The sequence below is a fragment of the Ligilactobacillus ruminis DSM 20403 = NBRC 102161 genome (genome assembly GCF_900113455.1).
Classification (GTDB): Bacteria; Bacillota; Bacilli; order Lactobacillales; family Lactobacillaceae; genus Ligilactobacillus; species Ligilactobacillus ruminis.
In genome coordinates this window covers 13,246-36,028 of the sequence record NZ_FOPI01000019.1, presented here as the reverse complement: position 1 = coordinate 36,028, position 22,783 = coordinate 13,246, and the positions used below count along the sequence as shown (strand labels likewise).

Sequence of the window (22,783 nt, the reverse complement as noted above, 5' to 3'; positions counted from 1 at the left end):
AAATCAGAAAAAATATGATAAACGATTGACATATTTTAAAAATACGTTATCATAGTATTTGTAAGCGATATTGAAACGCTTACAACATTGTTTTTAGCAATTATTCATAATTTAAAGGTTACTGATTAAAGGAGCGTGACTATTCATGGATCACAAAAAAGTTGCCCAACAGGTTATCGACGCCGTCGGGCGTGACAATATGGTTGGCGCTGCACACTGTGCTACGCGTCTGCGCCTTGTTTTAAAGGATGACTCAAAAATTGATCAAGCGGCGTTGGATGCAAATCCTGACGTTAAGGGGACTTTCAAAACGAACGGTCAATACCAAATCATTATCGGACCAGGAGACGTCAACAACGTCTACGATGAGTTGATCAAGGAAACGGGACTCAAGGAAGCTTCGACAGATGAGCTTAAAAAAGTTGCTGAGCAAGGCAAAAAGTTCAATCCGGTCATGGCTTTCATCAAACTTTTGTCTGATGTTTTCGTTCCGATCATTCCTGCCTTGGTTGCTGGTGGTCTGCTGATGGCATTAAACAATTTCTTGACGTCCAAAGGTTTATTTGGTGCCAAGGCCTTGGTTGAAATGTATCCGAACGTTAAAGGACTTTCAGACATGATTCAGCTCATGTCGGCCGCTCCGTTTATCTTTATGCCGATTCTCGTCGGTATTTCGGCTGCCAAGCGTTTTGGTGCCAATCAGTTTCTCGGAGCCGCAATCGGGATGATTATGACTTCGCCGAACCTCCTTCCCGGCAAATCATGGGATATTCTCGGACTTGCGGTTTCCCAAAACAATTACTACTATCAGGTAATTCCTGTTTTGGCTGCCGTTTACTTATTGTCAGTTTTGGAAAAATTCTTCCACAAGCATCTTCCGTCAGCGGTTGACTTCACGTTTACGCCGTTGCTTTCGGTAATGATTACCGGGTTTTTGACATTTACGATCGTCGGTCCAGTAATGCGCACTGTTTCTGATTGGATTACGAACGGCTTCGTTTGGCTTTATGATACGACGAGTTTTATTGGCATGGGCCTGTTCGGTCTTTGCTATTCGGCAATCGTTTTGACTGGGCTTCACCAAAGCTTTCCGGCAATCGAAACGCAGCTGCTTTCTGCATTTAGCAACGGCCATGGCTACGGCGACTTCATCTTCGTCGTTGCATCAATGGCCAATGTTGCACAAGGTGCCGCAACTTTTGCAATCTACTTCCTGACAAAAGACAAGAAGATGAAGAGTCTGTCGTCTTCTGCCGGCGTTTCGGCTCTTTTGGGCATTACTGAACCTGCTTTGTTCGGTGTCAACCTGAAATATCGCTTCCCGTTCTTCTGCGCATTGATTGGTTCGGGCATCGCTTCGGCATTTGCCGGTTTTGTCAAAGTTATCGCCGCATCCCTTGGCTCGGCAGGATTCCTCGGCTTCCTTTCGATTTATGCAAAATCGATTCCGATGTACGTCGTTGCCGAACTCATCTCATTTGCAATCGCATTTGCTTTGACGTATGCATACGGCAAGAGTCACGAAGCACGACTCAATCCGGTTGCGCCGCAAGCTCCTGCTGAATCTGCAGAAGCCAAAGAAGTCAAGGCTGAAGCAGCCGCCGTTTCCGGTGTGGAAAATGCAGAAATCTGCTCACCGGTCGACGGCAAGTCAGTTGATTTAAGCGAAACAAACGACGAAGTTTTTTCTCAAAAGATGATGGGCGACGGTGCTGCTGTGATTCCTGAAGATGGGACGATCTATGCACCGATTGACGGTGAAATCACGGTTGCCTATGAAACGAAGCATGCGTACGGAATCAAAGGCGACAACGGTGAGGAAGTCTTGCTCCATATCGGAATCGACACCGTTAATTTGAAAGGCGAGAATTTCACGTCAAACGTCGTTCAAGGACAACGCGTCAAGAAAGGCGACGTTTTGGGAACAGTCGATCTTGCTGCCGTTAAGAATGCCGGCTACGATCCGACCGTCATGGTTATCGTGACGAATACGCCAAACTACAAGTCCGTCGTGAGAATCGATAACTCCAGCGTCAAGCATGGCGACGATTTGATCGCGCTTGAAGCATAAAGAAAATTTTTAAAGCAAAAAAACAGCTATCCGCATGATGCGTACTCGAAAAATCGGCCTTTCGATTTTGGGACGAGTCAGTGACGATGGCTGTTTTTTTGTGATTGTATTAGAGATTTCTAAGAAATGTTGGCGCCGGGAAATGTTTCGATTGGAAATTGCGAAGAAAATTGCACACAGTGATATAATATCTGAAGAAACTATATTTAGAAAAAGAGGGGTTAAAAATGGTGACGCTGGCAGACGTGGCAAGAAGGGCAAATGTTTCCAAAATGACGGTTTCACGCGTGATCAACCATCCCGAGCAAGTAACGGATGAATTGAAAAAATTGGTTTTTGCCGCAATGCATGAGCTGGATTATCACCCAAACGTTGCTGCAAAGGCTCTTGCCAAAAACAGAACGCAGATTGTCAAATTTTTCATTTTGGAAGAAATTTCAACCGTCGAACCATACTACATGAATCTTTTGCTTGGCATTTCGCTTGCGCTCAGCCGACATCAGTATTCGTTGCAGCTTGTCGCAAATAACAGCTTTGATCTTGGCGTATGCGACGGATACATTATTACGGGGATGCGAAAAAGCGACTATGAGTGGATTTCTCGAATCGAAAAACCAGTAATTTTGTTCGGGGAAAATCTGTACGGATATGATTTTGTCGATACGAACAATAAGAAAGGCGGGATGCTTTCAACGCGCTATGCGCTTTCGTTAGGGTATGACAAAGTCGTTTTTGTCGGCATTGATTTGAAAGAGGCATTCGAATATTCGCGAGAACGCGGCTATATCCAAGTGATGCAGGAATCTTTGAAGGAACCGGAAATCGTGCGGGTGGAAAACCATTCTCATAAGAGTCAGGAAATGCTTCAAAAAAATTGGGAAAAATATCCCAAAAATACGGCATTTGTCTGTGCAAGCGACCGGATTGCCGTCGGAATCGAGCGAGCAATCCAAGAAAAGGGCGCAAACATTCCCGATGATTACGGGATCATTGGCTATGATGGCATCTTTTTGGACCAGGTTGTGTCGCCAAGGCTTACAACTATCAGACAAGACGTTGCCAAACTGGGCGAAATTTGCGGTGAGATGCTGCTCAACAAAATCGAACAAAAGGGTAAAAAACAAGGATTCAAGCTGCTTGATCCGATGCTCGTCAAAAGAGAAACGACACGCCGAAAGGGAGGTAGCGAAAAAAGTTAGCGAAAGGCGAAAAATGTTATCGTTAACAATTTGAAACCGCTTGCGAAGAATTTGCTATGCCCTTAAACTCATAATTGAACGTATTATGCGAAGAAGGAAGGTTTTTTGAGTGGGAATCAAAAAATATCAGGACAGGATCATCTATCAGATATATCCGAAGAGCTTTAGGGACTCTAACGGAGACGGAATAGGCGATCTGCGGGGTATTATCGGAAAACTGGAATATTTAAAAGATTTAGGGGTTAATACGATTTGGTTGAATCCGATCTTTGTGTCACCGCAAATTGATAACGGTTACGATGTGTCGAATTATTATGCGCTCGATGAGAAGATGGGCACTCTGCATGATTTTGACGAATTCGTCGAAACTGCGCACTCTTTGGGCTTAGACGTAATTTTGGATTTCGTCATGAATCATACTTCGGACAAGCATCCGTGGTTCAAAGATGCAATCGCAAACGAGCGCAGCCTTTATCGCGACTATTATTTGTGGGCAAAGGGAAAAGACGGCAAATTGCCGAATAACTGGGGCTCATTTTTTGGCGGCAGCGTTTGGGAAAAAGATCCGCAAGCAGACGACGTTTATTACTTTCACTTATTTGACAAAAAGATGCCGGATTTGAATTGGAGAAATCCCGAAGTGAGACGTTCGATGGCAGATATTGCCAAGTTTTGGATCGATCATGGCGTTGACGGATTCAGGCTTGATGCTTTTATCCATATTGCCAAGGCCGATTTTGAGCAAAATATGCCTTCTCATGGAAAAAAGGGTCCGATTGTTGCCGAGCCATTTTTTGCAAACATGCCGCTTGTTCAAACGTATCTCCACGAATTCGTGAAGACGCTGCGCGAATATAAGCCGGATATTTTCATTTTAGGCGAGGCCGCCAGCGCAGACATTGATCTGGCTATTGATTATACGGACCCTTCGAGGGAAATGTGTGACACGGTCGTAACCTTTCGATATTTTGAGGACGACAAGAGCAAGCTCGATCCTAAACTTCCGGAATTCGGGCAGCCGTTGCCGTTTAAAATCGAAACGTTCAAGGATACGATGGTTACGTGGCAAAAGCGTCTGCAAAAAATCAGCTATCCGACGCTTTATTGGAACAACCACGATATGCCGCGGGTTTTGACGCGTTTTGCTGCCGAAAGCGAACATAAGAAGGCAGCGGCCAAAATGCTTGCGACTTTGATGTATCTTCAGCGAGGCGTACCTTGCATTTATTATGGCGAAGAAATTGGCATGGAGTCTGCTGTCTTGCCAAAAATCAGCGATTTTGAAGACCAGCAAGCAGACGAATTTTTCAAAGAAGCCAAAGAAGCCGGTGCAACGGAAGAAAAATGCCTTTTGATGCTTTCAAGAAGTCACAAGATGGCTGCAAGAACGGTAATGCAGTGGAACGAAAGCGAGTATTACGGCTTTTCGGCGACGAAACCTTGGAAGTACGGACAAACGAACGACGTGAACGTTGCAAATGAACAAAGCGACGGCACGAGCATCTTGAATTTTTACAAGTCTGTGCTTAAACTGAAGAAGAAGCCTTTGTTTGTTGAGGGCAATTTCGTTTTGGCCGATACGACGGATGATTTGTACGTCTATAAGCGGACGCTTGGCGACAGCGAAGCTTGGGTAATCTGCAATTTGGCGGATGCCGTTACTAAATACAGAGTTCACGGAAACTTGAGCGACAAGCACATCGTTTTACAAAACGGGAGCCTGAGTCTTAATGAAGAAAACGTTTTAACGCTTCCGCCGTTCGGAAGCCTGGTCTTTATGACAGAATAAGGAAAGAGAGGGAACGCAATGGAAATTTCAGCGTTATATCATCGCCCGGACAGCGAGATGGCATATCTTAAGACAAAAGATGCTTTTCAGATTCGCTTGAGAACAAAGCACAGCGATGTCAAAGAAGTCAAGCTGCTTTACGGAGATCCGTACGGAAACAAGGTCAACGAAAAAGACGAAAGCACTTGGGAGCATGACGTCATTTTGATGGAGAAAACGTTTGAAACCAAATACCACGACTATTGGGAAACGGAAGTCAAGATGCCTTTGAACAGGCTTCAGTATGCGTTTCATCTGGTTGGCAACGACGGAGAAGAGATATTATATGACGACAGGCGCGTAATGCCTTATACGGAAGAAAACGAAGACAAGCTATCCTGTTTCAGGATGCCTTATCTTCATGAAATCGACCGCGTCAAAACGCCCGAATGGGTCAAGAAAACTGTTTGGTATCAGATTTTCCCGGAAAGGTTCGCAAATGGCGACAAGACTAATGATCCGACTGGAACTCTTCCTTGGGGGAGTGCCGATCCGACACCGACGAACTTTTTTGGCGGTGATCTGAAGGGAATTCTTGATCACCTCGACTATTTGCAGGATTTGGGTGTAAACGGACTGTACCTGTGCCCGATTTTTACCGCAACGTCCAATCACAAGTACGATACGGTCGACTATTTTGGAATCGACCCTGCATTTGGCGACAAGGAGACGTTCAAAGAGTTGGTTGATGCTGCCCATGAACGCGGGATGCACGTCATGCTTGATGCGGTTTTCAACCATATGGGCGATTTTTCGATTCAATGGAAAGACGTGCAAAAGTACGGCGAAAATTCCAGATTTGCCAAATGGTTCCACATCAACAAATTCCCCGTTTCTTATGATGAGACGGAAAATGCAGAGCATGCAAAAAATTTGACCTATGAAGTCTTCGCAACGACTCCGCATATGCCAAAACTCAATACCGCTAATGAGGAAACGGCAGAATATCTGCTTGAGATTGCGCAGTACTGGATCAAAGAATTTGACATTGATGCCTGGCGGCTCGATGTCGCAAACGAAATCGATCACCATTTTTGGAAGAGGTTTTATGCCGCAACGCACGAATTGAAGTCAGATTTTTACGTTCTCGGCGAAGTCTGGCACAGTGCTCAGGAATGGGTTGAACAAGAAGAATTTGATGCTGTGATGAACTATCCGTTTACTGAGTCGATTGCGCTTGATTTCGTCAAGCACGAAACGACGGCAAAAGAAATGGTATCGATGCTTTCCGAACATTTGATGAAATATCGCGATCAGACGAACGAAGTCATGCTGAATGCCATGGATACTCATGATACGGCTCGACTTTTGACGCTTTGTCACGGTAACAAAAAGCTTCAGCGTCAGACGCTTGCGTTCATGTTCACGCAGCCTGGTGCCCCTTGCGTTTACTATGGCACGGAAGTTGGACTCGACGGTGGCTTTGATCCAGGATGTCGCAAGTGCATGATTTGGGATGAGGAAAAACAGGATCACGAAATGTTTGCGTTCATGCAAAAGCTGATTAAGCTCAGAAAAGATTACGCAGATATTTGGTCGAAGGGAAAAGTCGAATACAGGAACGTTTGTGACGAAACGAACAGTCTTGAAGTCGTCAGAAGTTTTGACGGAGTTGAGTTGCATTGCTTCTTCAACATGGGTGAAAAAGCACTTGAAGCGCCTTGTTTTGGTGAAGTCTTGCTCGGGCAAAACCTTAAGAATGACAAGGTTGAAAAAGACGGCTTCATAATCGTAAAGAAATAAATTTTTCAAGGGCGGGGCAAACTATGCCTCAAATTAAGGATCCGGATGATTTGCAAATAATTGCAAATCATCCGGTTTTTTGTATTAGTGACGATCGCCTTCCATGATGGAAATAAGCAAATAGCTTGGCGTGATGATTTAGCGAGTGCTGCATTTAACGAAAAAAGAAGAATGTTTACAAAATCAATCGGCACTATAATGTAAGCGCTACAATATGTTACCGGTAACACCTTGTAATCGGTTGCATAAAGAAATATGATGACGCATAATAAAACTTGTAAGAAAACGAATTAACCTAAAGGGGGATTTAAAATGAACAAATATATCAAGAAAGCTAGTGTTTTAGCTATTGCGTTGGGTGCAACCGCGTCATTGGCTGCTTGCGGAAACAGTAAGAGCGGATCCGATTCCTCAAAGAAGACGATTACTATTTCAGTTGACAAAGGCTACAAAGATTATATCAATGAAGTCAAAGGCAACTTTGAAAAGAAGAACAACGTCAAGGTTGTCGTAAAGACGAAGGATGCTCTGGCAACTTTGGACGCTTTGAAACTTGACGGACCTGCAGGTAAAGCTGCTGACGTGATGATGGCTCCGTTTGACAGAGTCGGCGTTTTGGGCAAGCAAGGCCAATTGGCTGACGTTAAGCTTGTCTCCGGTCGCTACGATTCACGCGACAAAAAACTTGTTACGCTTAATGGCAAGCAATATGGCGAACCGGCCGCAATAGAAACGCTCGTTATGTACTATAACAAGAATCTTATCAAGACGGCTCCTAAGACGTTCAAAGATCTTGAAGCTCTTTCCAAGGATTCAAAGTACGCATATGCAAACGACAAGACCAAAAACGTCGGGTTCCTTTGCCAATGGACAAATTTCTATAACGCTTACGGCTTGATCAAAGGTTATGGCGGCTATATCTTCGGTGACAGCAATACAAATCCTAAGAAGCTTGGTTTGAACAACAGCGGTGCAGTTGAAGGCTTGACATACATCACTGACTGGTTCAAGAACGTTTGGCCAAAAGGCATGCAGTCAAAGACTTCAAACGAAAACTTCATTACGGATCAATTTACGTCCGGCAAGACTGCCGCAATCATCGATGGTCCATGGATGGCCGCAACATATAAGAAAGACAAGGTCAACTATGGCGTCGCAACGATTCCGACGTTGGACAACGGTAAAAAATATCAAGCATTCGGCGGCGGCAAGGCATGGGTCGTTTCAAAGTATACGAAGAATAAAGCAGTTTGCCAAAAGTTCATCGACTATCTGACAAACGACAAGAATCAAGAGAAATTCTACAAGGACGTTCAAGAAGTTCCTGCCAATCAAAATGCTCGCAACTATGCAATCAAGAATGGTACGGAATTGTCCAAGGCCGTTATCAAGCAATTTGCTTATGCAGATCCGATGCCTAACATTCCGGAAATGGCCGAAGTTTGGACAGGTGCTGAAAACTTGGTCATAAATGCGGCTTCTGGCAAGAAGACGCCAAAGCAGGCGGCAGATGCTGCTGTAAAACAGATCAGTCAATCGATTGAACAAAAGTATAAGGATTAGACAAGGTGTGGAAGCGAGCGGTCATGAGCCCGTACGCAAGCATTGGGCGACCGAAGGCGAGCTTGTCTCGTCCAGGGAGTCCTTGCTTGCGATAGGGGGAATGCGAGCTGGAACCTGATTAAGACAAGGTGTGGAAGCGAGCGGTCATGAGCCCGTACGCAAGCATTGGTTTCAGCCGCTTGGCTTGCCCGTTCATCTTTGATGCTTTTCAAATATTTTTCAGAAGAGTTTGGCAATCAGCCAAACTCTTTGATTATGAAGGCTTTTGCTTTCGCCAATAGCAATTATTTATGTCGTTTTAAAGGAGTGGGATTTAAATGGAAAAGTTGAATCCAAAGAAAACAATGTGGCTTTCTCTGATTCCTGGACTTGGTCAATTAAAAAATGGTCAAAAGGCTAAAGGAATCATCTTTTTAGGCATCTTTGCTCTTTTCATCATTGAAATGGCCGTTTTTGGTTTCAATGCCTTGGTCGGGCTTGTTACTCTCGGGACGGTTGCCGGAAGAGATCATTCGATGTTCTTGATGGTTCGAGGAACGCTGCAATTTTTAGTCACAATTATCTTTTTGATGTTTTATATTGTCAATGTTAGAGATGCAAGAAAAACAGCGGAAGCAATCAATCGAGGCAAGGACGTTCCTAAGACTTGGAAGGAAATGTGTGATTCGCTTGCGACTGATGGTTTTCCTTATTTGCTGACGTTTCCGGCATATATTTTAATGATTTTTACGATTATTTTGCCCGTCTTCGTAACGCTGCTTATGGCATTTACGAATTACGATTTTAACCATATTCCGCCCGCATCTCTTATTTCATGGATTGGTATTCAAAACTTCCACGATATGTTTATGCTCAGTTCCTATCGTGCGACGTTCGGTGCGGTCTTTGGATGGACGGTAATTTGGACATTGTGTGCCTCAACGCTTCAAATCGTGATCGGAATTTTCACGGCTGTCGTTGCTCACCAAGATTTCATCAAAGGCAAAAAAATCTTTGGGATTATTTTCTTGCTGCCATGGGCCGTCCCTGCATTTGTCACGATTATGAGTTTTTCAAATATTTTCAATGATTCAGCTGGTGCGATTAATATCCAGGTAATTCCGTTTTTGAATCATTTCCTGCCGGTTCATATTCCACAGATCAGCTGGATGACTGATCCGTTTTGGACAAAGGTTGCTTTGATCATGATTCAAGGTTGGCTTGGTTTCCCGTATATCTACGTGCTGGTAACCGGTATTTTGCAATCAATTTCTGAAGATTTATATGAAGCTGCGACGATTGACGGCGCAACGCCGGTACAAAAGTTCAATCACATTACGCTGCCTGCAATTTTGGCCGTTGCCGCACCGACGTTCGTGACGCAATATACGTTCAACTTCAACAACTTCTCTATCATCTACCTGTTCAATAATGGTGGCCCAGGAGACGTTGGCGGTGGTGCCGGAAATTCTGATATCTTGATTTCATGGATCTATAAGCTGACGACCGGCACTACGCCGCAATACGGACTTGCTTCTGCAATCACGCTGATTATTTCGGCAATCGTCATTGCGGTTTCGTTGTTCGTATTCAAGAAGTCGCATGCATTTGACATGGATTAGAGAGGGGAATGATTAAGATGGCTGAACAAATAAAAGTCAAAAAGCAAAGCTCGATCAAGAGGAACCGTTTCTTAAAACATTTCTTCACGTATCTGTACATGATTTTGCTTTCGATAATTATTATCTATCCGTTGCTGATTACGACGATGACTGCATTTAAGAGCAGCGACGTGGTTGCCTTTACGCTTGATTTCAGCGGGCCATGGACGTTGAACAACTTCAAGGAATTGTTCACGGATACGCTTTACGGTACTTGGTACGGAAATACGCTCATCATCTCTATTTTTACGATGTTTGTTCAAGTTGCTGTTATTACCCTTGCAGGGTACACATATTCGCGCTATAACTTTGCCGGCAAAAAGTGGTCATTGACTTTCTTCCTTGTCGTTCAAATGGTACCGACGATGGCGGCTCTGACTGCTTACTACGTTTTGGGCATGTTGCTTAATGGGCTTGATCATGACTGGTTCTTGATTTTGATCTATATCGGCGGAGGCATTCCGATGAATACCTGGCTGATGAAAGGATATTTTGACACCGTGCCTTATGACTTTGACGAATCGGCCAAACTTGACGGTGCCGGCAACTTCACTATTTTCTGGAAGATCGTCATGCCGCTTGTCAAGCCGATGATTGCGGTTCAAGCGCTGTGGGCATTTATGGGACCGTTCGGCGATTACATGACGGCTCGCTACCTGCTTCGCGAAGAGGAGAATCTGACTGTTGCCGTTGGGCTGCAGGAATTCATCTCAGATCCGAAAAATCAACAAGTTGCCTTGTTTGCCGCAGGTGCTATTCTGATTGCCCTTCCGATCTGCGCATTGTTCTTCTATCTGCAAAGATATTTCGTAACCGGTTTGACGGCCGGCGGTGCCAAGGGCTAACGGAAATTTTGGAGGCATGGGAGCTAACTTTCTCCCATGAACTCCTTTAGCTTAATTAATTGCTAGGGAACCGGGAATCCGGTTCCTTTTTGTTTTGAAAAAATGCAGAGCCGCGTATTTAGGGAAAGTTGACGTACCGCCTTTGCGAGCGATTGCAAACGTGGTAAAATTATTTGTATAAAGTACTTGAAACGAGGTTTTTATAATGAAAGACGCATTTCCGTCAAATTATTTCGCATCATGGACGTCACCAGTAAAAATGTTTACGAATCGCAAATCAATGAAGTGGTGGCAGCTGATTTTGGTATTCGTTTTCTTGTTTGCGCTTGTTTTAACACCGGTTCCGCTTTATTATCAGCAAAAGACGACGGTCGATATCGGTGAATATATGCCTGAGGTTTCGCAAATGCTAAATGATAAGGAAATGCAGCAAATTGCCAAGAATGCTTCATATTCCAAAGATGAATATTCATTTAAGAATTCGCAGGTTCTCAAAAACGAGAAAGGACGTTTGATGGGCATCAATTTGCCGAAAAAACAGGTAGACAAAGCAAAATCGGCAGTCGTCATGTGCGACAAATTTTTCTATTTGAGAGATCGCAAGGTAACCTACAAGATTTTTTATAACGAAAAATATGCACCGAATGAAGGCAAGTTGAAAGAACAGCTTGTGAAAACTTGGTATCTTAGGAATAAGGCGGCAATTGCATTTTCAATGATGTTTCTTGTGGGATCCATGTTTTTGATGACGGATGTTTTGATCATTCTTGTCGGAAGCATCTTTTTATGGCTTGCAAGAAAGAGTCCGATGATTACAATCGGAAGCTTCAAAGAAGCAGTCAACGTCATGTTAAACGTTTTGGGGCCGGCATCGTTGGTGGCATTTGTTTTCGGGACTGTGCATTTCGACTTGTCATTGATGACGGCCGTGCAATCGGCTTCTGCAATCATTTTGATGCTTGTCGTATATACAAAAACTCACTTCAATGATTACTATGTTGAAAAACGCAAATAACTTGATTTTTAAGTTATAATATAGACAGTAGAAAATCAGGTGAGGTAATAGAAATGGACAAAGCGGCAATTTTTCATCACCCAGAAAGCGAAATGGGTTATTTGACCAAACAAAACAAGTATTGCGTGCGCTTGAGAACAAGGCATGGAGACTTTGCGCGAATCAGAGTAATTTATGGTGCTCCTTGCGCAGAAGCACTGAGGAATATCGAGGGCAATACTTGGGCTTTTGACCAGCTCGAAATGACAAAATATTTGGTGAATGGCGAGTTTGACTACTGGGAGGCATTGTTGCCGGTTTCGTCCAAGCATCGCATCAAGTATGCTTTCAGACTGCTTGATGCAACGGATGGAGAATATCTTTACGGTGAAAACGCGCTGAAAATCTTCAACCTTCAAAACGTTGCTCAGATGCGAGGATTCATTACCCCTTATCTGAATAAATGCAGTCAAAAAATTTCAAACGATTGGGCTCAAAAAACCGTGTGGTATCGCGTGATGCCGGATCGTTTCGCTAACGGAGACGAAACAAGCGATCCTAAAGGTGCAGATGACTGGAACAATGATCCAATGAAGGCCAGTCTTTTCGGTGGTGACCTTCAGGGAATCATTGATCATTTGGATCATCTGCAAAAGCTTGGGTTCAACGGACTGTATTTGACACCGGTATTTTCCGCATATTCAGGACATAAATTTGATACAATCGACTTTTTTCAGGTTGACAAAAATTTCGGTACGAAAGAAACTTTGAAAAAACTGGTTGAAGCCGTGCATAATCGCGGGATGCACGTGATGATGGATATTTGTTGCGACCACTTGAGCGATTTTTCGCTCGAATGGCAGGACGTTCGTCATTATAGCGAGCGCTCGTCTTACGCCAAGTGGTTCTTGATTGACAAGTATCCTGTTCGCTACATTCCAAGCGACATTCCTGATTACGCTAAAATGCTGACTTATGAAGCTGTTGACGACAACCCTCATCAGCCAAGACTCAATTTTGAAAATGCAGAGGTTCAAGATATGTTCAGCAATGTTTTCAGGTACTGGACAAGAAATTTCGGAATCGATGCATGGTGTTTGAACAATGCGGATGAGCTGCCTGACTCGTTCAAGCGACGTTTAAAAGATGAGCTGCGTTTACTTGATCCGAGCGTCATGCTTGTTTCCAAGGGACGCCTCAAAGCAAATGACGGTTCAGAAAACGTGCTTGATGTTGTCTTTTCGAATTCGTACTCATGCGAGATTGTTGATGCGTTCACCAAGGGCGACGTGACGCCCATTGATTTGAGCGACTCGCAAGTTCAGACTGCTTCCAAGCGACGCTCTTCGGCTATTCCTTGCGACATATTGGAGTTCGATGCACCGGATACGGTTCGGCTGATTGACGCATGCGGCGGAAATGAAGAACTTTTGAGATCATTGCTGGCTTTTTCGTTCATGCAGATTCAGGCCCCTTGTTTTTTGTACGGAACCGAGGATTTGCTGTCGGTCAAAGCGGAAGAAAAAGATGAAAATTCTGGTGAACAGCCGTTTTTAAATGCGAGTCAAAGTCCGTCCTTGCAACCGACGATGAAGTGGGAAAAAGAAAAACAAAACGCTACGATGACGCGTTTTGTTTCACGCTTGACCGCAATCAGAAGAAAATACATCGATATTTTGACCAAGGGCAGCTTTGAATGGGGGCAGTGCAGCAATAAGACGGGTTTCATTACGTTTACGCGAAGACTTGGCAAGCAGCAACTGTTTTGCTGCTTCAATTTGGGTTACGGCAGCATCCGAATCGTGACGCCGAAAAATGCCAAATTGCTTTTGAGTCAAAATTTGATGGAAAAGGATTCGCGCTTAGGCAAGCAGGGGTTTGTGATTGTGGAAATGTAAAGGTGTGGAAACGAGCGGTCATGAACCCGATTTAGACAAGGTGTGGAGCCGAACGCTCAGCCCCCGCGTATCCAAGTCGCACTTGCGACGGGTAAGCTCGTCTTGCCCGAGCAAGGGTGCTTGGGACAAGGGGGTTGTGAGGCGAAACATGATTATGACAAGGTGTGGAGCCGAACGCTCAACTGAATAATGATTTAAATCCGTGCCATGATTGGTGCGGATTTTCTCTTGTTCTGGGAGGCACGACAAGATTTCACTTAAATTTACGGACAAAGAGCCCATTTTCATCGATTTGTCCGTAAACGGCAGTGATTTTGCCAAAGGCAGTGCTGCGCATCATTTGCTCAATCACTGCACCTGACCTCGGTTACGGGCAAATCGTTGCTTTTTGAAATTTGCCCGTAATCTGAGACCACACGGCTTTGGCGAAGGTAACCGAGTAGAACATTTTTCCGAATTTTGGAGATTTTGTTTTACTTTTGGTTCCGCGCACCCTGAATTTGGACCAACCGGTAGACAAAAATGAGGCATTCACCCCGGTTTTTGTCTACTTTCGGATCCGCGCACCCTGAATTTGGACCAACCGGTAGACAAAAATGAGGCATTCACCCTGGTTTTTGTCTACTTTTGGTTCCGCGCGCCCCGAATTTCGACAAGCCGGGAGACAAAAATGAGGCATTCACCCCGTTTTTTGTCTACTTTCGGATCCGCGCACCCTGAATTTGGACCAACCGGTAGACAAAAATGAGGCATTCACCCCGGTTTTTGTCTACTTTTGGTTCCGCGCGCCCCGAATTTTGACAAGCTGGTAGACAAAAATGAGGCATTTATTCCGTTTTTTGTCTACTTTCGGATCCGCGCGCTAAAGCAGGATTCCGAGCAAAGCCGCAATCAACAAAATTACTCAAAGGCAGACTGCGGTTCCGGGAAAAATGCCATTTTTTTCGATTTGCCCGCAAATGCCGTGAACGTCGATTCAAGAGGCATCAAGTCATTGTTCGCTGCCGTCAGCTCTGCATTTTACAAAAAAATCGGATGCATGAAAAATGCAGATGGCGGGTCACTACGTTTCTAATATTCATACAAATGCATAAAAAACAAAAAAATCACTAAAAATTGCATAAATATATTGACAAATCCCGTATATAAGTTTAACATATGCAATATCGAAACAGTTAAGGAGTTAATTACTATGAAAAAACGACGACGAAAAGGGCAAATGACGTCTCGTAACTTATCAGGATTGGTTGTGCATCTATCAGCATGAAATCAGGCACAATGTTAAATATTGGAGGAAATTGATATGAAAAAGAATATGATTAAGAAGTTTACGCTTGGGATTGCTTCAGTTTGTGCTCTTGGTCTGATTCTTTGCGGATGCGGAAAGAAATCATCAGATAATTCTGTGCAAGAGGTCAAGGACAACAAGACTTTGACCATCGGAACTTCGGCAGACTTTGCACCGTTCGAATTTCCGATCGTTAAAAACGGCAAAAAAGAAATTACCGGTTATGACATCATGCTTGCGCAAAAAGTTGCCGATAAGCTTGGTGTTAAGCTTAAGATCGTCAACACGGAATTTCCGTCGCTCATTTCTGAACTTCAAAACGACAAAGTCGATCTTGTTTTGAGCGGCATGACGAAGACGGCCAAGCGTGCAAAAGTCGTTGATTTTTCAAAGCCTTATTACACGGTTGAGAACGTTATGCTTGTTCAAAAGAAGGATGCTGACAAGTATAACAAGATCAGCGATACGAAGGGCAAGCAAATCGGTGCTCAACAATCAACGACGCAAGAAGACATCGTTAAAAAGCAAATGAAGGGCGCAAACCTCGTGACGGAATCCGTGACGACGAGTCTTGCAACAGAGCTTAAGAACGGCAAGATTGACGGTCTTGTTTTGGAAAATGCAATTGCCAATAATTATGTAAAGCAAAATCCTGGCAAGTATGCGATTGCCAAGGTAAAATTGACAACCGGCAAAGATATCGAATCGTACAGCGTTGCTGCTAAGAAGGGCGATAAGAAGCTGATCAAGGTCGTTAACGAGGTTATCGACAAGATTCAAAAAGGCGGCACTTCGGGCCAAATGCTTCAAGATGCTCAGAACTTGCAAGCCAAGTACGGCAAGTAATGAGGAGGATCTAAGATGTTTGACTTTTTAGGGCGCTATTACCCAGCCTTTCTTGAAGGTACCGCACAAACTATTATCATCTCGATCATCGCAAGCGTTATCGGGATTTTGATTGGCTTGCTGCTGGTTTTGATGAGAATTTCCGACAACAAGATTCTGGCGACGATTTCTCGCGTCTATATCTCGGTTGTTCGCGGAACTCCTTCGATGATTCAGGTCATGCTGATTTATTATTCGTTGTCAAAAATCTTGAGCATCCCGCCGATTCATATTCTTGGCGCCAGTCTTGATCGCGTTTTGCCAGGTTCGATTGCTCTTGGGTTAAATTCAGGGGCTTATACGGCGGAGATTTTCCGTTCAGGGATTATTTCGATTCCGAAAGGACAAACTGAGGCTGGTCTGTCATTAGGAATGACGCGTCATATGGTAATGTTTGAAATCGTTTTGCCGCAAGCGGTCAGAAATGCTCTTCCGGCAATGGGAAACGAGTTCATCTCTTTGATCAAGGAATCTTCCGTTCTGTTTTATATCGGCGTTCAGGAAGTTACGGCACAAGCTTTGGGCGTTGGCGGAACGTTGTATGACTTTGTTCCTCCTTTGATTGTCGCTGCTGCCATCTACTTCGTATTGACGTTTACGTTATCCTGGATTATTGGATATTTTGAAAAGAAAATGAGTCGCAAATATGCGCGCCTGGCCTGAAAAACTCCCTAACACACATGATGTCGGCGGGCGCAACTGCAAAACTGCGTCATGTTGCCCCATGGCGCTGTTTTAATTTGTTTTTTTAGTTGTAAAAAAGATTCGCCGGCTAACGTTTGATGTGAGCACAAGCGGAGATTCAGTCCAAAATCTTGCTAGTGAATAAATAATCATTTTTCAACCAAAGTTCATAAAAAGTTCACATCAAACTTGTAATATAAACCTGTAGCTTGAAGGAAATTTCAAGCTAGTTCCTTTTTCCAAAGGAACTATTGTATTGCACGCTTCCCCAGTGCTGCGATATAATCGAATACTCCATATAACCTTTTTTCTCCCTGGCCTTTCCCCGGCTAGGGAGTTTTTTAGTTGTGTTTCTAAGGGAAAAGGCATTATTTGGAAACATTCTGATTATTGTAGGCACAAAAATAAAGAGAATAACTAAAAATCGCTTTTACTCAAAGATGATTGTTATTCTATAAAAAATATATCTTGAATAGTTATTATGATAAAAAATACTATAATTACACTATTAAGTTGGTAATTGAGTAAAAATAAAATTTGTGCATAAATATTAATAATAATCGTTTAATTTCGGGCAGCTTCAGAGGACACGTAAAATGTAAAAACATAAACAGATATGAATCACAATATAAGGGAGAGATAAAAGGCAGCTTGCGACTGAATTCGTTCGTTGTCTGGGAGCTGACTCTTGTTACTCTTCCTTTGGTTATTTCCGTCATAACAGGAATTTTGTTCCCATATACATAAAAACCCGGACGGAATTTGCAGTTAATGCAAATTCCGTCCGGGTTTTCAATTGAGATCACATTCTCCCCAGCCTCTTTGAATCATTGTTTAATTTACGTGAACGGCAAATGAAGGTTGGAAGTAACGGATATTGCCGATTTTGACGCTTTGTCCGGGTTCCGGAGCAGTAATATACTGTCCGCCGCCAAGATAGATTGCAACGTGGTAAGTATTACCGCGTGCACCCCAGAAGAGCAAATCGCCGACTTGAGCCTGGCTGACACTGATCTGTGTTCCGGCGCTTTCCTGAGGAACCGTCCATCCTCCGATTTCCTTGCCGAAGTGTGCATAGACGTAATGTGTAAATCCTGAGCAGTCAAAGCCGCTTGGCGTCTTGCCACCGGAAACGTAAGGCACGCCGATGAATTGTTGAGCATATGCTGCAACCGCACTGCCGCTGATTGAGGATGAAGCGGCAGGAGTTGGTGTCGCTTGCTGCTGAGCAGGTGCAGACTGCTGCTGGCTGCTTGAGCTCGATGGTTGAGCCTGTTGCTGTGTTTGTTGCTGTTGAACATTATTGCTGCTTTGGGTTGCCTGCTGTGTTTGAGTTGAAGCTTCCGCCTGAGCAGCTTGCTTTTGTTGTCGAGCAGCCTGTGTCTGCTGCTGTGCAGGATTCTTTGTCGGATCGTTGATCGTCAAAGTCGTGCCTGCGACAAGCGTTGCACCAAGGTTGTTTGACTGACGCAATGAATCAACGGTCACACCGTAAGCTTGTGCGATCGACCAAAGAGATTCTCCGGAAACGACCGTATGAGTCGTATGGTTTGCAGAAACGACAACTTGAACCTGTTGCTGTTGAGAAGCCTCAGAGTTAGCAGCAGTCGAAGCTTCTTGTTGAGTTTGAGCATTCGTTGCAGCTGCTTGCTGAGTCTGATCAGCTGAAGCGGTTTGTTGAGCAGGCTGTTGCGTTTGAGCTGAAGCTTGTTGGGTATCGGCGGACGTCGTTTGAGTTTGAGCCGCTGCTTGGGCAGCACCGGGAACCTTGAGCGTTTGACCAGGGTAGATCAAATTTTCGTCTGCTTTAAGGTTGTTCAATGAACGAAGCTTGTCAACCGTCGTGTTTTCAGCCTGTGCAATCGTCCAGAGAGAATCACCGTCTTTTACTGAAACCTCATGCGTTGCTTCCGTTGTCTTGTCTTCTTGTTGTCTGGCATCGTTTTTTGCAGGAATTTGCAATGTCTGACCAGTAACGATCAAATGACTGTTCTGATCAATCTTGTTAAGCGTTTCAATTGATTCGATGGAAACGCCGTATTTTTGGGAAAGATCCCAAACAGTGTCGTTTTTAACAACTTTATGTGCTGTATCGGCATTTGCTGTTGCAGCTGAGGCCAAAAACAAACCCGCAGCACCAGCTGTACCGATTAAAATATTTTTAGCTGTATGATTCAAAATAACTACAACTGCTATATAAAACATAGGATGATGCAAAAACTGCATCCGTTGCGCTTGCCGGCTCAAAGACCGGCATCAAGGCCAGTGGCTCTTCCTAAAGCGACTGACCAGGGCAAACAGCCTTGCCCCTGATTGGTAAATGCTGTTGCGCAACGTTCTTCAATTCTATTAACAGTCTCTATCCTCCCGATTCAAATACTATGGAATAAGTTCTAAATAACACCAACGATAAACAAAGAAACATGCATATCATGTTTCACGGATTATGTCAACAGGGTAAACTTTCCCTTGACACCCTATACGTACTATTCTAACTGGTAAATGTTGCAAATATGAGCTAAAAATATTACAAAATAAGTTATTTTTGTAACAAACAGCTCATTATTGTTGATATAACGGGATTTAAAGGCAAACGTGAAGCTTTTGTGAGATATTGATGAAGCAATGAAGAATTCCTTTTTATAAAGGATTTTGTTTGTTGAAGTTATGGATTTCAAAGTTCTCTTTCATTCTAACGTTACGTGAATGTTACAAAAGACTTAAGGGAACCGATGCCTGGGGAAACCCCTTGTAAAATACAGGGTTTTGAACGTCAAAGATTGTCAATGAAAGCTCGTGAATGTTACAGTTATGTTAATTATTAAAATCTGAATTTGTCAATCCGATAATTGAGACATTAAATAAGAGTTGGAATTCAAACATTTCTTTAATTTTTATCGCTGAAACTTATTGCATTTTGCATGATAATAGCCTAAAGTTAAAGGATAGCAGAAACTTTTCTGTTTATTAGAAATAGATTAATTAAATTCAAAACAAGAAAGAAGTGGGTAATGTGACAGAGATTTATAACTTTTCAGCTGGACCGGCGGTGATGCCAAAGTCAGTCGTCAAGAAGATTCAGGCGGAACTTCCTTCATATAAGGGAAGCGGTATGAGCATTATGGAGATCAGTCACCGATCCTCACTTTACGTTGACATGCAAAATGAGGCCGAAAGCGATCTGCGTCAGCTGATGAACGTGCCGGACGATTATGATGTCCTGTTTCTTCAGGGGGGCGGGACGCTTCAGTTTGACACGATTCCCCTGAATCTGGCACGCAGGGAAAAGACCGTTGCCGTTGTCGATTCCGGACATTGGGCAGTCCGTGCCAGGCAGGAAGCGGATTTGCTGCCGGGAATCTCGACATATGCGGCAGCATCCGGAGAGGCCGAAAATTACACGAAGCTGCCGTATTCTCTGAATTTGGACAGACCTTGCGACTATGTTCACGTCACGCTCAACAACACGATTGAAGGAACGATGTATCGCAAGCTGCCGGACGTAAAGGGAAACGTCGTTGTGGCTGACATGTCGTCAAACATTCTTGCCCAAAGATATAACGTTGAAGATTTTGGACTTATTATGGCCGGAGCACAGAAGAACATCGGCCCGGCCGGTCTGACCGTCGTGATTGTCAAGCATTCTCTGCTCGATGAAAGTCAAAACCTGCCTTCAATGCTTGATTACGTCAAGCTTTCAAAGAAACATTCGACGCTCAATACGCCGCCGGTCTTTGCGATTTACGCGGCTGGTCTCGTCTTTAAGCAGCTGCTTGAAGAAGGCGGCGTTGATGCCGCACAAAAGCGCAATGAGGAAAAATCACGCTTGCTTTACGAATTCTTGGACAATTCCAAGCTGTTCAAGTCGCCGGTCTTTGCAGACGACCGGTCAACGACGAATATTCCGTTCGTTACGGGCGACGAAGAATTGGATCGGCGCTTCATCAAGGAGGCAGATGAGGCAGGGTTCAAGAATCTCAAGGGCCATCGACTGGTCGGTGGCATGCGGGCCAGCCTGTATAATGCGTTCCCGCTGAAGGGCGTCAGGGCATTGGTTGAATTCATGGAAAAATTTGAAACGGAAATCAAGGGGGAAAACTAATGACATTCGATGTTAAGACTTACAACGTAATTGCTCAGGAAGGGATTGACGTTTTTCCAAAGGAATCATATACGGTCAACCAGACGGAAAAGCCGGATGCTTTGCTGATAAGAAGCCAGGACATGCATAAAACGGCTTTTGGAACGAACGTGCTTGCAATCGCTCGGGCAGGGGCCGGATTCAATAATATCCCGCTTGTAAAATGCACGGATCAGGGCACCGTCGTATTCAATACCCCGGGCTCAAATGCCAATGCCGTCAAGGAGCTTGTCGTTGCGCTTTTGATCTTGGCAGCCCGTCCCGTTATTCCTGCGATTCAATGGGCCAAGAAGATGGGCGGCGCAGATGTTTCGCTGCAGACTGAAAAGGGCAAGAACCATTTTGACGGAACGGAACTTCAGGGTAAGCGCATCGGCGTTATCGGACTTGGTTCCGTCGGGTCAAAAGTTGCCCGTGCAGCATATGATTTAGGGATGGACGTTGTCGGATACGATCCCTATATTTCCGTTGAGCATGCCTGGAGGCTTTCCAACGACATTCCGCGCGCGGAATCCCTCGATGACGTTTTGAATGACAGCGACTATGTCACGATTCATATTCCGTATACTGAACAGAACCGCAATCTGATTTCTGCAGAGGAGCTTGCAAAAATGAAGGACGGGGCAGTCCTCCTGAATTATTCGCGCGGCGGAATCGTCAACGATCATGACGTCTGCGAAGCGCTTGATTCCGGCAAGCTGAGGCTTTTCATGACTGACTTCAGTTCTCCTGAAGTTCTTAATCATGACAAAACGGTCGTGACGCCGCACCTTGGTGGAACGACGGAAGAAGCCGAGGTCAACGGTGCCAAGCAGGCTGCAAGAACTTTGCGCAAGTATCTTGAAACGGGAAACATCGTCAATTCGGTCAATTTTCCGACGGTCGAAATGCCGTTTGAGGCACCGCTTCGCCTGACTTTGATTCACCAAAACATCCCCAACATGGTTGGACGAATCACGACAATCTTGGCAAATCGCGAAATCAACATCGACAACATGATCAACAGGTCGCGCGATAAGATTGCCTATACGGTAATTGATGCGGCCGCTCTTTCCGAAGAACAAGTCGAAGAGCTTGAGAAGGAATTGATGACGATTCCTGAGGTCATTCGCGTCAGGGCATTGCACAATCACGCCTAAGGTATGGTATAATTAAATTCCTTGGCAGGGGCAGACGGAGAGCATTTCCGTTTCCTTAGCGGCATCCGAGTTGCGCATGCGATTTGGACGTCGCTTTTTTAAGAAGATGCGGTGAATGCGTTTTCTAGTGACGGTGGCTTTCTTTTTTGATTAAACGTTATTTCGGAGACACAAGTTCCGATGTTTATCGCCAAGAAGACCGTCGCTATGAGCACTGCATTTTTCATGAAGGAAAGCATCGGTGACTTGTTCTATACATTCTGGACGGATGATGCTAGAATGGGAATAACAATTTCTCAGAGGTGAGAATTTATGAGCAAAGTAAAGGTTCTTGCTGCCTGGTTCGTTACGGGTATTTTATGTTTTACGGCCTTTTTCATGTTCAGGAAAAACGGTGCAGAAGTCAAAGTTTACGGAAGCTCAATGGCCCCGACGATTGATTCCGGGCAAAAGGTTTTTATCGAATATCATAAAAAAATCAAGCGGTCGGACGTCGTCGTCTTTGATACCAAAAAGATGTCCGTCAAGCCGGAAGAAAGCGGCTATTACATCAAACGCGTCATTGGACTTCCAGGCGATTCCATCGAATCAAAAAACGGAATCATCTATGTCAACGGCAGGAAAATTGATGAAAGCTATCTGAATGAAGAACAAAAAACGTCGGCTTCAACGGGTGATTGGACGCTGCACGATCTTGGCGTGCGCAATCACTGGAAGACGATCGTCGACAGAGTTCCTGAAAACAGTTATTTCGTTTTGGGGGATCATCGTTCGACTTCGGAAGACAGCCGGATGTTTGGCTTTGTTCCCAAGCGGGCTGTCGTAGGCGTAATGGATAAGTGAGAATAGGAGGCTTTTGATGCGT

General features: G+C 44.3%; 15 protein-coding genes. 14 read left to right on the top strand and 1 reads right to left on the bottom strand.

Translation table 11 applies throughout. From position 1 onward, the window contains the following. The first annotated feature begins 145 nt into the window (after positions 1–145). The 11 genes from BMZ95_RS06775 to BMZ95_RS06715 all read left to right on the top strand — a co-directional run bounded on the left by BMZ95_RS06775 (position 146) and on the right by BMZ95_RS06715 (position 16,617). The gene (locus BMZ95_RS06775) at positions 146–2,071 is read left to right on the top strand and encodes a sucrose-specific PTS transporter subunit IIBC (protein ID WP_014074237.1); all 1,926 of its coding nucleotides are present in this window, start codon (positions 146–148) and stop codon (positions 2,069–2,071) included. A 227-nt stretch (positions 2,072–2,298) separates the two neighbouring features. Further along, positions 2,299–3,270 (top strand): LacI family DNA-binding transcriptional regulator, encoded by a 972-nt coding sequence (locus tag BMZ95_RS06770; protein ID WP_046922020.1) that lies wholly within the window; start codon positions 2,299–2,301, stop codon positions 3,268–3,270. Positions 3,271–3,379: 109 nt separating this feature from the next. Further along, entirely contained in the window at positions 3,380–5,059 is a 1,680-nt protein-coding gene (locus tag BMZ95_RS06765) for an alpha-glucosidase (protein WP_046922021.1), read from the top strand. Between the two features lie 18 nt (positions 5,060–5,077). After that, positions 5,078–6,841, top strand: coding sequence for a glycoside hydrolase family 13 protein (locus BMZ95_RS06760; protein WP_014074234.1), 1,764 nt, complete (start codon positions 5,078–5,080; stop codon positions 6,839–6,841). Between the two features lie 312 nt (positions 6,842–7,153). Beyond that, positions 7,154–8,404 (top strand): extracellular solute-binding protein, encoded by a 1,251-nt coding sequence (locus BMZ95_RS06755; RefSeq protein WP_014074233.1) that lies wholly within the window; start codon positions 7,154–7,156, stop codon positions 8,402–8,404. Between the two features lie 317 nt (positions 8,405–8,721). Continuing rightward, positions 8,722–10,005 carry a carbohydrate ABC transporter permease gene (locus BMZ95_RS06750; RefSeq protein WP_014074232.1) on the top strand — a complete coding sequence of 428 codons (1,284 nt, stop codon included), beginning with the start codon at positions 8,722–8,724 and terminating at the stop codon, positions 10,003–10,005. 8 nt (positions 10,006–10,013) lie between these two features. Continuing rightward, positions 10,014–10,889 carry a sugar ABC transporter permease gene (locus BMZ95_RS06745; protein ID WP_014074231.1) on the top strand — a complete coding sequence of 292 codons (876 nt, stop codon included), beginning with the start codon at positions 10,014–10,016 and terminating at the stop codon, positions 10,887–10,889. 205 nt (positions 10,890–11,094) lie between these two features. Next, the gene (locus tag BMZ95_RS06740; protein WP_046922022.1) at positions 11,095–11,904 is read left to right on the top strand and encodes a maltodextrose utilization protein MalA; all 810 of its coding nucleotides are present in this window, start codon (positions 11,095–11,097) and stop codon (positions 11,902–11,904) included. 53 nt (positions 11,905–11,957) lie between these two features. Next, a complete protein-coding gene (locus BMZ95_RS06735; RefSeq protein ID WP_046922023.1) occupies positions 11,958–13,781 on the top strand; it encodes an alpha amylase N-terminal ig-like domain-containing protein in 1,824 nt (607 codons plus the stop codon). A 1,303-nt stretch (positions 13,782–15,084) separates the two neighbouring features. Further along, positions 15,085–15,915, top strand: a complete 831-nt coding sequence (locus tag BMZ95_RS06720; RefSeq protein ID WP_014074227.1) for a transporter substrate-binding domain-containing protein — start codon at positions 15,085–15,087, stop codon at positions 15,913–15,915. A 15-nt stretch (positions 15,916–15,930) separates the two neighbouring features. Next, the gene (locus tag BMZ95_RS06715) at positions 15,931–16,617 is read left to right on the top strand and encodes an amino acid ABC transporter permease (RefSeq protein WP_014074226.1); all 687 of its coding nucleotides are present in this window, start codon (positions 15,931–15,933) and stop codon (positions 16,615–16,617) included. A gap of 855 nt (positions 16,618–17,472) precedes the next feature. Here the strand turns inward: BMZ95_RS06715 and BMZ95_RS06710 are convergent. Further along, complete coding sequence (locus BMZ95_RS06710; RefSeq protein WP_052750346.1) at positions 17,473–18,816, bottom strand: C40 family peptidase; 1,344 nt, start codon at positions 18,814–18,816, stop codon at positions 17,473–17,475. Between the two features lie 835 nt (positions 18,817–19,651). Between BMZ95_RS06710 and serC the strand changes: the two genes are divergently transcribed. The 3 genes from serC (at position 19,652) to lepB (ending at position 22,761) form a co-directional block, all read left to right on the top strand. Continuing rightward, complete coding sequence (gene serC / locus BMZ95_RS06705) at positions 19,652–20,740, top strand: 3-phosphoserine/phosphohydroxythreonine transaminase (RefSeq protein WP_174519772.1); 1,089 nt, start codon at positions 19,652–19,654, stop codon at positions 20,738–20,740. Then, positions 20,740–21,918 carry a 3-phosphoglycerate dehydrogenase family protein gene (locus BMZ95_RS06700; protein ID WP_046922025.1) on the top strand — a complete coding sequence of 393 codons (1,179 nt, stop codon included), beginning with the start codon at positions 20,740–20,742 and terminating at the stop codon, positions 21,916–21,918. The genes serC and BMZ95_RS06700 overlap by 1 nt, the downstream gene beginning before the upstream one ends. 312 nt (positions 21,919–22,230) lie before the next feature. Beyond that, positions 22,231–22,761 carry a signal peptidase I gene (gene lepB, locus BMZ95_RS06695; RefSeq protein WP_046922026.1) on the top strand — a complete coding sequence of 177 codons (531 nt, stop codon included), beginning with the start codon at positions 22,231–22,233 and terminating at the stop codon, positions 22,759–22,761. Positions 22,762–22,783 lie beyond the last annotated feature (22 nt).

Coding starts and splice junctions, on each gene's coding strand:
- BMZ95_RS06720 (WP_014074227.1), top strand. CDS start 15,085: ATGAAAAAGAATATGATTAAGAAGTTTACGCTTGGGATTGCTTCAGTT.
- lepB (WP_046922026.1), top strand. CDS start 22,231: ATGAGCAAAGTAAAGGTTCTTGCTGCCTGGTTCGTTACGGGTATTTTA.
- BMZ95_RS06735 (WP_046922023.1), top strand. CDS start 11,958: ATGGACAAAGCGGCAATTTTTCATCACCCAGAAAGCGAAATGGGTTAT.
- BMZ95_RS06755 (WP_014074233.1), top strand. CDS start 7,154: ATGAACAAATATATCAAGAAAGCTAGTGTTTTAGCTATTGCGTTGGGT.
- BMZ95_RS06750 (WP_014074232.1), top strand. CDS start 8,722: ATGGAAAAGTTGAATCCAAAGAAAACAATGTGGCTTTCTCTGATTCCT.
- BMZ95_RS06740 (WP_046922022.1), top strand. CDS start 11,095: ATGAAAGACGCATTTCCGTCAAATTATTTCGCATCATGGACGTCACCA.
- BMZ95_RS06700 (WP_046922025.1), top strand. CDS start 20,740: ATGACATTCGATGTTAAGACTTACAACGTAATTGCTCAGGAAGGGATT.
- BMZ95_RS06760 (WP_014074234.1), top strand. CDS start 5,078: ATGGAAATTTCAGCGTTATATCATCGCCCGGACAGCGAGATGGCATAT.
- BMZ95_RS06745 (WP_014074231.1), top strand. CDS start 10,014: ATGATTAAGATGGCTGAACAAATAAAAGTCAAAAAGCAAAGCTCGATC.
- BMZ95_RS06715 (WP_014074226.1), top strand. CDS start 15,931: ATGTTTGACTTTTTAGGGCGCTATTACCCAGCCTTTCTTGAAGGTACC.
- BMZ95_RS06770 (WP_046922020.1), top strand. CDS start 2,299: ATGGTGACGCTGGCAGACGTGGCAAGAAGGGCAAATGTTTCCAAAATG.
- BMZ95_RS06775 (WP_014074237.1), top strand. CDS start 146: ATGGATCACAAAAAAGTTGCCCAACAGGTTATCGACGCCGTCGGGCGT.